This window comes from Microbispora rosea, from assembly GCF_900156315.1.
Taxonomy (GTDB): Bacteria; Actinomycetota; Actinomycetes; order Streptosporangiales; family Streptosporangiaceae; genus Microbispora; species Microbispora rosea.
The window spans coordinates 11,963-24,314 of sequence record NZ_FTNI01000049.1 but is presented as its reverse complement, the minus strand read 5'-3'; the positions used below and the strand labels follow the sequence as shown (position 1 = coordinate 24,314).

Genomic DNA, 12,352 nt, shown 5'->3' with positions numbered 1-12,352 from the left:
GGGGAGGATCCCGGTGAGCAATCTCGTCATGGTCATGCCCTACCGGGCGTTCGTCATCAAGGCCCGTGAGGAGGGGCACCGGATCTGCGCGGTCTGGGATCCCACCCTGCAGACGCCGGACTATCTGGCCGGCATCGCCGACCTGGCCGACGCCTTCGTGCTCGCCGACTTCGGCGACCCCGCCGCGTTCGACCGGGCCGTACGGCAGGCGGTGCGCGACTTCGGCGCCGACCTCGTCTACCACATCGGGGCCGAGGAGAGCATGCTCGCGACCTACCGCATCGCGGAGGACCTCGGCAAGGCGGTCAACCCCGCACGCTCGATCGAACTGCTCAACGACAAGCTCCAGCTGCGCCGGCTGCTCGCCGAGCACGACCTGTCGCCGGTGCGGTTCGCCCACGCGGCGCGCTGGCAGGACGTGCCCGCCCTGCTCGACGGCTTCGACCTCCCCGTGGTCGTCAAGCCGACCGAGCTGGCCGGCAGCCGGGGCGTGTACCTGCTGCGCGAGCCCGGCCAGGTCGCCGAATGGGGCGCGCTGCTCGACTCGTACGGCTACGCCGGCCCGGTGCTGGTGGAGGAGTATCTGCGCGGTCCCGAATACAGCGTGGAGTCGCTCAGCGACCACGGCCGCCACCAGGTGGTCGGCGTCACCCGCAAGGTGCTCGGCCCGCCGCCGCTGTTCGTCGAGGCCGGACACGTGCACCCCGCGCCGGCCGGGCCGGACACCGCGGCGATGGCGGAGCTGACGGTCGAGATGCTGCGGCTGACCGGCTACCAGACCGGCCCGGCCCACACCGAGATCATCTGGACCGCGGCCGGCCCCCGCATCGTCGAGTCGCAGGCGCGGCTCGGCGGCGACCAGATCCCGCGCCTGGTGCAGCTCGCCACCGGGCTGGACATCGAGCGGGCCGTGTTCCGGATCCTCGACGGCAGGGAGCCGGGCACGGTCGAGCGCCGTGCGGTCGCCCACATCTCGTACTTCAGCCTGACCCCCGGCGAGGTCCGCGCCGTCACCGGCGTGGAGGAGGCCAGGGCGCTCGACTTCGTCGACATGCTGGAGTTCCCCTTCCGGCCGGGCGACCGGATCCCGGAGACGGTGGACTGGCGCACCCGGCACGGCTTCGTCGTCGTGACGGGGGAGACCGAGGAGCAGGCCGTCGCGCGGGCGCGGCACGTCCACTCGCTCGTACGGGCCGAGGTGGGCGAGCCCGTCGCGGCCGGGGCGGGCGTGACGCCGTGAACCTGGCCGCTCTCCACCCGGCAGTGCTTCATCCAAACCTGCGCGTCCGCATCGCGGTCGGCTTCCTGCAGCGCCTGCTCGACTCGATGGTCATGTCGTTCATGGCCATCTACCTCGCCTTCGAGTACGGCGTGGCGGTCGCGGGCGTGCTGGTCGTGACCGTCATGGTGCTCGGCGTCGTGGGCACGCTGGCGGGCGGGCACATGTCCGACGCCCGCGGGCGGCGGCGCACGCTGCTGCTCGGCGAGACCGGCGTCTGCGTGACGTTCGCGCTCATGGCGGTCGCCGACTCGCCCGCCTGGCACAGCCCGGCGCTCGTCTACTGCGGCTACCTCGTCAACAAGTTCGCCGCGAGCTTCGCGATGCCGGCGAACGACGCGATGATCCTCGACGTCACGACCCCCGAGAGCCGCAAGCTCGTCTACACGATCAACTACTGGTCGATCAACCTCGCGCTGGCCTTCGGCGCGCTGCTCGGCGGCTTCCTCTACAACGGGCACTTCACGCTGCTGCTGACCCTGGCCGCCGCGGGCACGGTCGCGATCGCCGCGGCCACGTACTTCCTCATCGCGGAGACCAAGCCGGAGGAGACCGAGCAGGGGCTCGGGGAGACCGGCGCGACGGCCGGGCCGCGCGGATCGATCCTGCGGGACTTCGCCAACGGCTACCGGCTGGTGCTCCAGGACCGCGCCTTCGGCCGGCTGCTGGTCGCCGCCACGCTGTTCATGTCCATCGAGCTGCAGCTGATCAACTACATCGGCGTACGGCTGGCCAGGGACCTGCCGGCGCAGAACCTGCTGTCGATCGGCTCGTGGTCGATCCGCGTGGACGGCGTGGAGATGCTCGGCATCCTCCGCGCGGAGAACACCGTGCTGGTCGTGGCGCTCGCGCTCGTCGCCCACCTCGTGCTGCGCCGGGTGCCCGACCGGGTCCGGATGTACGCGGGGGCGGGGCTGTTCACCGCCGGATACATGGTGCTGGCGGTCAGCGACACCGGCTGGGTCCTGCTCGTGGCCGCGCTGGTGCTCACCGTGGGCGAGCTGATGGACGTGCCGGTGCGGCAGGCGCTGCTCGCCGACATGGTCCCGGCCGCGTCCCGCACCCGCTACATGGCGGTCTACAACCTCAACATCCGGGTGGCCCTGGTGGTCGCGTCGCTGTGCATCACGGTCGGCTCGGTGCTTCCCCCGTGGGGCATGGCCGCGCTGTACGGCGTCTTCGGCCTGGTGATCATCTGGCAGTACCACGCGATCCTCACCCCCTCCGCCGCCCGTGCCGAACTCGCGCGGGCGTGACCAGGGAGACCCCATGAACCTGACCATGCAGGACACCCGGCAAGAGATCAGGCGAGAGACCGGCGCGGTGCTGCGGGGCGCGGAGCTGGAGTATCGGCGGCACGGCGACTGCTGGGTGAGCCCGGTGGCCGGCCCGCACATCGGCGCGCGGCACTCCACCGTCGACGCGGTCCGCATCCCCGCGGGCCGCCAGTGGTCGCCGCCCGGCGCGGCGGCGGCCGAGCAGGTCGCGGTCGTGCTGGCCGGCGCGGGCGTCGGCACCGTCGGCTACGAGATCAGCCGGATGCGCGCCGCCTCGGCGCTCTACTCGCCCATGGGCAGCCCGTACTCCCTGTCGGCCGGCGACAGGGAGATGACCGTCTACATCTGGAGCGCCGTGCCGTCGCAGGGCGGCACGGCGCCCGCCGTCCGGCCCGGTGCCGGCCAGGCCCTGTTCCGCTCGCTGTGGAACGGCGAGACCTGGCTGACCCCGCCCGCCGCGAACGTCCTGTTCCGGCCGGAAGCCGGTCACGCGGGGCTCTGCCTGCGCTGCGGGATCATGCTGCCGGGGGAGACGCTCGGCGTCCGCCGGCGTGAGGAGAGCGAGACGGTGCACTTCGTCTTCGAGGGCGAGGGGCAGTTCTTCCTGCACGACCGGTGGGTGGACCTGGGCCCGGGCGACGGCGTCTTCGCACCGCCGGGGGTCCGGCACGGCGCGCGCAACCCCCACACGGGTCGCCTCGCCAGCCGCTTCGTCGTGTTCGGCGGCTCCGTGGCCGAATCGCTGTCATATCCGGCCGATGGTTTGCCGGATTCGCAGCGCGGACGGCCGTGGCAGTAGGGAAAAATAGGGGCGGAAAAATCCGCCTCGCGCAATCTGAGTGGTATCAGGTGCATCCTCGCGTTTCTTGTACCTCCATTACTTTCAGCGGTGTCCACGTGAATGACGAAGCGATATCGAAACTCTTCAAACGGCCACGGTGGAGCGGGTCGCGGGCGGCGTCATGCGGCGCGTGAACCTCGGCGGGCAGGGTCTCGTCTCCACGAGCCTCGGGCTCGGGTGCACCGCGCTGACCGGCGCGTACGGCCCGGTCGACCCCGATGAGGCGATCCGGGTGGTCCTGCGCGCGCTCGACGGCGGCGTGTCGCTGATCGACCTGATCGACGCGGACGGCGAGGCCGAGCGCCTGGTCGGCAAGGCCGTCGCCCACCGGCCCGACGAGGCCCTGATCGCGACCGCACCTGGCACGGCCCGATGGGAGGGGCGAGGCTGCGTGTCCCGCCCCGAGGACCTCGGCCGCGCCTGCGACGCGTCCCTGGCCCGCCTGGGCTTGGAGCGCATCGACCTGTTCGTGGTGGACCCCGGCGCCACCGTCGCGCCGATCGAGGAGACGATGGGCGCGGCCGGCCGGCTCCAGGACGCCGGGAAGATCGCGCACATCGGCGTCCGCGGGCTGGACGGCGACCTGTTGCGGCGCGCACACGCGGCGCGGCCCGTCGCCGCCGTCGCGGTGGAGTACTCCCTGTGGCAGCGCCGCGCGGAGCGGGAGGTGCTGCCGGTGGCGCGCGAGCTGGGGATGGGCGTCGTCGCCGGCAGGCCGCTCGGCCGGGGCTTCCTGACCGGCAGGATCACCTCGCCGGTCCAGCTCGGCCCGGGGGACGTGCGCCGCACGGACCCGCGTTTCTCGCCGGAGAGCCTGGAGGCGGAGCTGCTGCGGCTGCGCGACGCCCAGGGGGTGGCGGCCGACATGGACGTCGGTATCGGGCGGCTGGCCATCGCCTGGCTGCTGACGCGCGGCGACGACATCGTGCCGGTGCCGAGCACCCGCGACCTGGTCCACCTGGAGATGAACCTCACCGCGGCCGGCATCCTGCTGCCCGAGCCGGTGAAGGCCCGCCTCGCCGGGACGTATCCGCTGCGGGAGGAGTGAGTTCTCCGCGGACGGGCGCCGCGGCTCGGGGAATCTAGCGCTGTCCCCGCAGGCCCGGGGTGTTCGGGCGAGGGCGGGGCGCCGGCTGGTCGCGGCGCGGCGAGATGAGCGAGGCGGCCAGCGCCTTGTTGACCGCGTCGATCCGGGAGACCGCGCCGAGCTTGGTGAAGATGTTGTGCAGGTGCCGCTTGATCGTCGCCTCGGTGAGCGTGAGCCGGGTGGCGATCTGGTAGTTGCTCAGCGCCTGGGCGGCGAGTTCGAGGATCTCCCGCTCCCTGTCGGTCAGCACCACCTTCGACCCGCCCCCCTGCACCTGGGCGAAGGAGTCGCGCGAAACGGCGAGCACGAGCCGGTCGGGCTCGTTCCTGACGCTCCTGACGGCCGAGATCAGCTCCTGGCGGTGCACGCTCTTGAGCAGGTAGCCGCGGATGCCCGCCGCCAGCAGGCGGCTCAGCAGCTGCGGGCCGTCGTACATGCTGAGGATGATGATCTGCGACTCGGGCGAGATCGCGCGCATGCGGGTCACGGTCTGCGTGGCGTCGTCGCCGGGGATCTCGACGTCGAGGAGGACCACTTCGGGCCGCTCACGCTCGACCAGGGCCACCGCCCCCTCGGAGTCGCCCGCCTCGCCGACGACCTCGAAGTCCTCCTGGGTCTCGAGGATCTCGCGGAGGCCCTCGCGGAACAGCGCGTGGTCGTCGATGACGGCGATTCTGATCATTTTGTCCGATCCGCTCATTCTGCCCCCTCGCCTGGCGGCTCGGGGTCGCATGAGCGAATCGCACTGTGTGGACTGATTCGCTCGCTGCGCTCGCTCATGGTTGTCTGATTCGCTCGCTGCGCTCGCTCATGCCGGGAGCCCTGAGAAGGGCACGTACAGTTCGACGTGCGTGCCGTGGCCCGGCCTGCTGGTGATGGTGGTCGTCCCTCCGATGATCGCGGCCCGTTCCTGCATCGACAGCAGGCCCACTCCGTCCGACCGGCGGCCTCCTTCGGCGAAGCCCAGGCCGTCGTCCTCCACCGACGCCCGCAGTTCGTGGGGGGCGAAGGCGACCCGGATCAGCACCTTGGCGGGGTCGCCGTGCTTGAGCGCGTTCCTGGTCGCCTCACGCAGGATGAGGAAGGACTCGTCACGCACCGCGGGGGAGGCCCACGTCTCGTCCCCGCTGACCCGCAGCCGGATGTCCACCTCGTCCATGTCCACGGTTTCGAGGTAGTAGAGCAGGGCCTTCTCCAGGCTGTTGAGCGGCTCCTGCGGGTGCAGGTCGCTGGTGACCGCGCGCAGGTTCTGCATGGTCTCCAGGATGGCCTGCTGGGCGGTCTCCACTTTGGCGGTCGCCGTCGCGGGCTTGCTCGCCCGATGAAGATCGTACAACTCCAGTTGCCGGTGGGCGACGCTGAGGCCGTGCCCGAGCCGGTCGTGCAGTTCCCTGGCGATCCTGCGGCGCTCCTCGACCTGGGCCTCGTGGACCTTGTCGAGCAGGAAGCTGGAGTAGCTGGCCGAGGCCTCCCTGATCCGTGTCGTGATGCTGCGCTCCAGCCCGAGGACGACCAGTGTGAGCAGCCGCATCGACTCGGCGTCGCCGGGCATGCGCTCCAGCAGGCAGGTCACGACCGCCTGGAACCACACCGACGCCGCGCGGAGCGATTCGTCCGGGTGGACCCCGCTCGCCGCCCTGGTCACCCCCACTTCCCACGCGATCATCTTGTGGGAGTCGCCCACCTTGATGGTGCCGGCTCGCAGAGTCTCCGCGACGTCGTCGAGGATCTGTTCCGCGTTCGCCATCGCCTGTCGCAGGGCGATCGGGTCGCGGCTGATCGGGCTGTCCAGAGCCGCCAGGTTCCGTGCGTACGCTTCCAGAATCTCGGAGCGATGCTCTTCAAGGAATGCCTCGAAGTCCGGGACCGCCGGTCCGAGTTCTCCGTCTCCCGCCAATGGACCCTCCGAGAGGAAGCGGACGAGTGCCTCCATCCTGGACTAAGCCGCACGTCCAGACAATAAGAATTGTGACACCAGTGGGAGAAGAACAGCCAAATGCACAGCGTATTGCGTCGTCATGAACGCGCGGTAGGGCAGGCGGCGGCGCACCCGGGACCCCCGGGAAAGCGGAGTAAGAGTGATCACGACGAGCAGCGAGGCGCCGGTGAGCATCGCGGCCGGCGCCATGCCGAGCGGCACCCGCAATAGTAGTGCGACCCCGCTGAAAGCGAGCGCGACGGAGGCGGCGACCGCCGACAGCAGCAGCCTGACCGGCCATTCTCCCCGGCTCACGGCGAACGAGACGCGCCCGGCGGAGCGGTCGCCCGCGATGTCGGGCAGGTCCTTGGCCGGTGTGCCGACCAGGCCCATCCACAGCGAGGCCGCGACGGCGAACGCGGGCAGCGCGATCGCCTCCTGCCCGGAGGGGCCGGTCCCGCACGAGGTGTAGCCCGCGCAGTAGGACAGCAGGCCGGACAGCCCGCCGACCACCACGGTGGCACTGGACCACTTCTTCAGCTGGAAGGGTGGCGCCGAGTAGAGGTAGCCGAGTACGAGCACCGTCGTGACCAGCCAGATCATCGGGCCGCCGAGCAGCAGCGCGCCGAGCAGGGCGGCCGCGGCGGCGGCCCACGCGATGACCTTCGCCTGGCCGGGGTCGAGGTCGCCGCGGGCGATCGGCCGGTGCGAGCCGTTGACGCGGTCCTCCCGCACGTCCATCACGCCGTTGAACAGGTAGACGAAGAAGATCGCGCACTGCCACACCAGCGCGCCCGCCACGAGGCGGAACGGGTCGGCGGGGGCGAGTCCGGCGTCCAGGGCCGCGCCGGCGGCGAACCGCAGGAAGAAGATGGCCAGAACGGACGGGCGCGCCTCGGTCATGCACATTCCGAGGATTCGGAAAGGCGAAATTGAAATGGCCGGGAACGCTGCTCTGCTGATCGACATGATTCGGAGTATGTGTCCGATTCAGGGGGGCGTTAAGAGGGCCGCCCGGGAGGTTGTACCGGGACTACAACTTTCGATACCCCTACCGATCGTACGGGTGAGACGGGGCGCACTCTAGTTGCTTCTCCCTTGCCCCTTGACCAGGGCGCTTGTAGCTTCGGCAACGTACCGGTCAGCGAATCACCAGCAATTTGGACGGCCTTCCGGAAGGAAGTAGGCGCGATTCGCGGACAGCTTTCGGAGAAACGGTCGGTCGCGAATTCGGTGGCAAGGTCGCCGATGAGAAAGGAATTCCTCATGAGCAGCTCTCCTTCCCGTTACTCGGCCTTCACCCCCGTCCGCCTGGCGGACCGGCGCTGGCCGGACCGGACGATCGAGGCCGCACCGCGATGGCTGTCCACCGACCTGCGCGACGGCAACCAGTCGCTGGTCAACCCGATGAGCCCGGAGCGCAAGCTCGCGATGTTCGACCTGCTCGTACGGATGGGCTACAAGGAGATCGAGGTCGGGTTCCCGGTGGCGAGCCAGGACGACCACGACTTCGTGCGCATGCTCATCGAGCAGGACCGAATCCCCGACGACGTGCGGATCTCGGTTCTGGTGCAGGCGCGGGACGAGCTGATCCGGCGGACCGTGGAGAGCCTGGCCGGCGCGCCCCGGGCCAACATCCACCTCTACAACGCGACCGCCCCGCTCTTCCGCCGGGTGGTCTTCGGCATGACCCGCGACGAGTGCAGGGACCTCGCCGTCGAGGGAACCCGCCTGATGATGAAGTACGCCGAGGCCACCCTGGGCGACTGCGACCTCGGGTTCCAGTACTCGCCCGAACTGTTCAACGAGACCGAGCCGGAGTTCGCGCTGGAGGTCTGCGAGGCGGTCATGGACGTGTGGCAGCCGGAGGAGGGCCGGGAGATCATCCTCAACTTCCCGACCACCGTCGAGCGGTCGCTCCCGCACGTCTTCGCCGACCAGATCGAGTGGCTCGACCGCAACCTGTCGCGCCGCGAGCACGTCTGCCTGTCGATCCACCCGCACAACGACCGGGGCACCGGCGTGGCCGCCTCCGAGCTGGCGCTCCTGGCCGGCGCCCAGCGGATCGAGGGCTGCCTGTTCGGCAACGGCGAGCGGGCCGGCAACGTCTGCCTGGTCACGCTCGGCCTGAACATGTACACCCACGGGGTCGACCCCGGCATCGACTTCTCCGACATCACCGAGATCCGGCGCACCGTCGAGTACTGCAACGAGATGCAGGTCAGCCCCCGCCACCCGTACGGCGGCGACCTCGTCTACACGGCCTTCTCCGGCTCCCACCAGGACGCCATCAAGAAGGGCTTCGACGCGCTGGCCGCGGAGGCCGGCGAGGCCGGCGTCAGCGTGGACGACCTGCCGTGGCGCATGCCGTACCTGCCGATCGACCCGAAGGACGTCGGCCGCACGTACGAGGCGGTCGTGCGGATCAACAGCCAGTCGGGCAAGGGCGGCGTGGCCTACATCCTGAGCGCCTGGCACGGGCTGAACCTGCCCAAGAGCCTGCAGGCGGAGTTCGCCCGCGTCGTGCAGGCGCACGCGGACGGCTCGGGCGGGGAGATCACCCCGGCCGTCGTCCGCGACCTGTTCGACGAGGAGTACCTGTCGCGGACCGAGATCACCGTCCCGCTCGGGCTCGGCGGCCGGCCGCTGCAGACCACGCTGTACGTCGACGGCGCGCGCTTCGACGTCACCGGGCCGCGGGCCGACGCCATCCGCACCCTGGGCGCCCGGCTGGCGGTCTGGAACGTGGACGTGCAGATGGTCCACCGCACCGGCGTGGAGGCCGCGGCCGGGAGCCCGGAGGACCAGGAGGTCGCGGTCTACGCCGAGTGCGTGATCGACGGGCGGCAGGTCTGGGGGGTGGGCCTCGACCGCGACGTGGTCGCCGCGTCCTTCGCCGCCGTCCGCTCGGCGCTGGCCCGTGCGGGCGAAACGGACGCGGAAGGCACGGCGAAGCAGGCCGGCGAGGGCGTTTCCGCTCGAATGACGCTGGTCGGCTGAACGCGGTTCGACACAGCAGCTTTACCTAAGTCACGGCACATTGTGAACCCGGCCGTGCGGCCGGAAAACGAACGGAATTCGGGAGGCTCATTATGGCCCTGGTAGAGCGGGAAGAGGTGTTGGCCTCCCTTGAGGACATGCTGGCCGACGCCGTCACCGGCAGAGGAAAGATCGCGATCGTCGGCGGGCCCGTCGCGACGGGGAAGACCGCACTGCTCAACACTCTGGTCGAGGACGCGCTGGAGCACGGCGCCCTGCCGCTGACCGCGACCTGCTCGCAGTCGGAGTCGGGTCTGGCGCTGGCCGTGCTGTCGCAGATCCTGCACAACGCGCCGCTCACCCCCGAGGAGGAGGAGCGCACCCGCAACCTGCTGCACGAGGGCGCCCGCTGCGCCATGTCGGCCGACCCGCTGGCCGACTACGTGGACCAGGTCGACGCCCACATCGTGCACGCCCTGTGCATGGTGCTGCTCGAACTCGCCGAGCGGCACCCCCTCATGATCGTGGTGGACGACATCCAGCACGCCGACCGCGCCTCGCAGCTCTGCCTGGCCTACCTCGCCCGCCGGCTGCGCTTCGCCCACATTCTGGCGATCTTCAGCCAGTCGGAGGAGGCGTGGAACGCCCCCTCGCTGTTCCAGACCGAGCTGCTGCGCCAGCCGCACTGCCGCCGCCTCCCTCTGTCGGCCCTGTCCCGCGAGGGTGTCGAGATCATGGCCGCCGACATCGTGGGCGACGACGTCGCCCGGCGGTTCGCCGCGGACTGGCACGCGGTCAGCGGCGGCAACCCGCTGCTCGTGGGCGCGCTCATCGAGGACCACCTCGCCGTGGCCGATGCCGGCGGCGCCCCGGCCGAGAGCGAGCCGGACGCGGGGATCGACGAGATCGTCGCGGGCGACGCCTACCGCCAGGCGGTGCAGTCGTGCCTGCGCCGCGGGCACCCGCTCGCGGCCCGCGTCGCCCGGGGTCTGGCGGTCGCCGGCGACCCCGGCCACCTCGACCGGCTGCTCGACCTCGACGCCGGCGTCGTCGTCCAGGCGCTCAACGCGCTGCACAACGCCGGGCTGGTCGGCGCCGACCTGCACCTGCGCCACCCCCAGGCGCGCGCCGCCGTGCTCGCCGACCTCGACCGGCACGAGCGGACCGACCTGCACCGCAGGGCCGCCGAGCTGGCCTACGGCCAGGGCGCACCGGCGGCCGTGATCGCCGAGCACCTGCTGGCCGCCCAGCACAACGGGGGGTCCTGGGCCGTGCCGATCCTGGAGGAGGCGGCCCGGCAGGCGCTCAGCGAGGGACGCGTCGAGCCCGCCGTCGACTACCTGCGGCTGGCCGACGGGGCGTGCACCGACGACCAGCGCCGCGCCACCATCAAGACGACGCTGGTGCGGGCGGAGTGGCGGCTCAACCCCAGCGCCCCCGCCGTCCACCTCGACGAGCTCACCGACGCCATGCACCGCGGCCACCTGCGCGGCTCGGACGCGGTCGTGCTGGCCAAGGCGCTGCTGTGGCACGGCCGCTTCGACGACGCCCGCGACGTGCTCGACCACCTGGGCCGGATCGGCTCGATCATGGACGCGGAGACCGTGGCCGAGATCCGCGCCGCCCGGCCGTGGCTGCGCTGCTCCTACACGCCGTTCCTGGCGCACATCCCGAGGGTCACCGACATGAGCACGCAGGCGCCGCCGTCCGCGCCGGTCATCGGCCGGCTGGAGGCCGCCACCGCGCTCGCGGCGGTGCTGACCAAGGGCCCGCACCCGCAGACGCTGGCCGACGTGGAGCGCATCCTGCGCGGCTCCCGCCTCGACGACATGTCGATGGACGCCGTCGAGTGCGCCCTGCTCGCGCTGATCTACGGTGAGCGGCCCGACCTGGCGGCCCCCTGGTGCGACCTGTTCTTCGAGGAGGCCGCCAGCCGGCGTGCGCCCAGCAGGCAGGCCCGCCTCGCGGCGCTGCGTGCCGAGATCAGCCTGCGGCAGGGCGACCTGGAGGGCGCCGAGAGCCTCGCCCAGATGGCCGTACGGCTCATCCCGCCGACGAGCTGGGGGGTCGCGGTCGGCGGCCCGCTGTCGGTGCTGCTGACCGCGGTGACCGCGATGGGCCGGCTCGACGAGGCCGTGCAGCTGGTGAACCAGCCCGTGCCCGAGGCCATGCTCCAGACCCGATACGGCCTGCACTACCTGAACGCGCGGGGCCGCTACCACCTGGCGACGGGCGACCTCGGCATGGCGCTGCGCGACTTCCAGACGTGCGGCGAGCTGATGGGCTCCTGGAGCCTCGACTCGCCGGGGCTGGTCTCCTGGCGGACGGGCGCGGCCGAGGCGCTGATCGGCATGGGCCGCGCGGAGCGGGCCCGGCCGCTGCTGGACGAGCACGTGGCGCGCTGCGCCCCCGGCCCGGTCCGCGCCCGCGGCACCGGCCTGCGGCTGACGGCCGCCGCGAGCGAGCCCCGGCAGCGTCCCCCGCTGCTGCGCCGCGCCGCCGACATGCTGCAGGCGAGCGGCGACCAGTACGAACTGGCCCGGGCCCTGGCCGACCTGGCCGACGCCTACCAGGCGGTGGGCGAGCTGCGCCGCGCCCGTACGGTCGCCAGGCAGGCGCAGCGGATCGCGGAGGAGTGCGAGGCCGTCCCGCTGGTCAACGCGCTCACCCAGGGCGGTCCCGGGCAGCCGGCCGAGCCGCCCCGCACGGAGAGCGGCCCGGGGACGCTCAGCGAGGCCGAGCGCCGGGTCGCCTCGCTCGCCGCGGTCGGATACACCAACCGCGAGATCGCCGACAAGCTCTACATCACGGTCAGCACGGTCGAGCAGCACCTGACGCGGATCTACCGCAAGCTCAACGTCACCCGACGTTCCGACCTGCCCGCGAGCCTCGAGTTCAGCACCTCCGCCTGAGACAGCTCCACGACCTGGGCCGGCCGGGCTTCCCCGGCCGGCCACTTCCCTGACTGGAA

At 71.6% G+C, this 12,352-nt stretch carries 9 protein-coding genes; 6 read left to right on the top strand and 3 right to left on the bottom strand.

What is annotated here, in order from left to right; genetic code table 11:
* Positions 1 to 13: 13 nt before the first annotated feature.
* The 4 genes from BXA11_RS39375 (at position 14) to BXA11_RS39360 (ending at position 4,445) form a co-directional block, all read left to right on the top strand.
* A complete protein-coding gene (locus BXA11_RS39375; RefSeq protein ID WP_083744914.1) occupies positions 14 to 1,240 on the top strand; it encodes an ATP-grasp domain-containing protein in 1,227 nt (408 codons plus the stop codon).
* 23 nt (positions 1,241 to 1,263) lie between these two features.
* Positions 1,264 to 2,535, top strand: coding sequence for an MFS transporter (locus BXA11_RS39370; RefSeq protein WP_204053849.1), 1,272 nt, complete (start codon positions 1,264 to 1,266; stop codon positions 2,533 to 2,535).
* 13 nt (positions 2,536 to 2,548) lie between these two features.
* Positions 2,549 to 3,355 carry a cupin domain-containing protein gene (locus tag BXA11_RS39365; RefSeq protein ID WP_051762012.1) on the top strand — a complete coding sequence of 269 codons (807 nt, stop codon included), beginning with the start codon at positions 2,549 to 2,551 and terminating at the stop codon, positions 3,353 to 3,355.
* A gap of 139 nt (positions 3,356 to 3,494) precedes the next feature.
* Positions 3,495 to 4,445: an aldo/keto reductase gene (locus tag BXA11_RS39360; protein ID WP_083744913.1), complete on the top strand. Its 951-nt coding sequence runs from the start codon at positions 3,495 to 3,497 to the stop codon at positions 4,443 to 4,445.
* Between the two features lie 34 nt (positions 4,446 to 4,479).
* On the opposite strand, the gene BXA11_RS39355 is transcribed toward BXA11_RS39360, so the two are convergent.
* From BXA11_RS39355 to BXA11_RS39345, 3 genes are all read right to left on the bottom strand, one after another.
* Positions 4,480 to 5,166, bottom strand: coding sequence for a response regulator transcription factor (locus tag BXA11_RS39355; protein ID WP_239105139.1), 687 nt, complete (start codon positions 5,164 to 5,166; stop codon positions 4,480 to 4,482).
* Positions 5,167 to 5,292: 126 nt separating this feature from the next.
* Positions 5,293 to 6,381: a sensor histidine kinase gene (locus tag BXA11_RS39350; RefSeq protein ID WP_076442969.1), complete on the bottom strand. Its 1,089-nt coding sequence runs from the start codon at positions 6,379 to 6,381 to the stop codon at positions 5,293 to 5,295.
* Between the two features lie 42 nt (positions 6,382 to 6,423).
* Positions 6,424 to 7,305 carry a UbiA family prenyltransferase gene (locus tag BXA11_RS39345; RefSeq protein ID WP_076442967.1) on the bottom strand — a complete coding sequence of 294 codons (882 nt, stop codon included), beginning with the start codon at positions 7,303 to 7,305 and terminating at the stop codon, positions 6,424 to 6,426.
* A gap of 363 nt (positions 7,306 to 7,668) precedes the next feature.
* Between BXA11_RS39345 and leuA the strand changes: the two genes are divergently transcribed.
* Together leuA and BXA11_RS39335 are read left to right on the top strand one after the other, a co-directional pair.
* Positions 7,669 to 9,402: a 2-isopropylmalate synthase gene (gene leuA, locus BXA11_RS39340; RefSeq protein ID WP_083744910.1), complete on the top strand. Its 1,734-nt coding sequence runs from the start codon at positions 7,669 to 7,671 to the stop codon at positions 9,400 to 9,402.
* Between the two features lie 92 nt (positions 9,403 to 9,494).
* A complete protein-coding gene (locus BXA11_RS39335; protein ID WP_076442965.1) occupies positions 9,495 to 12,293 on the top strand; it encodes a helix-turn-helix transcriptional regulator in 2,799 nt (932 codons plus the stop codon).
* Positions 12,294 to 12,352: the final 59 nt, after the last annotated feature.

Excerpts from the sequence above, each read along its gene's own strand:
- BXA11_RS39335 (WP_076442965.1), top strand. The coding sequence starts at position 9,495 with ATGGCCCTGGTAGAGCGGGAAGAGGTGTTGGCCTCCCTTGAGGACATG.
- leuA (WP_083744910.1), top strand. The coding sequence starts at position 7,669 with ATGAGCAGCTCTCCTTCCCGTTACTCGGCCTTCACCCCCGTCCGCCTG.
- BXA11_RS39365 (WP_051762012.1), top strand. The coding sequence starts at position 2,549 with ATGAACCTGACCATGCAGGACACCCGGCAAGAGATCAGGCGAGAGACC.
- BXA11_RS39345 (WP_076442967.1), bottom strand. The coding sequence starts at position 7,305 with ATGACCGAGGCGCGCCCGTCCGTTCTGGCCATCTTCTTCCTGCGGTTC.
- BXA11_RS39355 (WP_239105139.1), bottom strand. The coding sequence starts at position 5,166 with ATGATCAGAATCGCCGTCATCGACGACCACGCGCTGTTCCGCGAGGGC.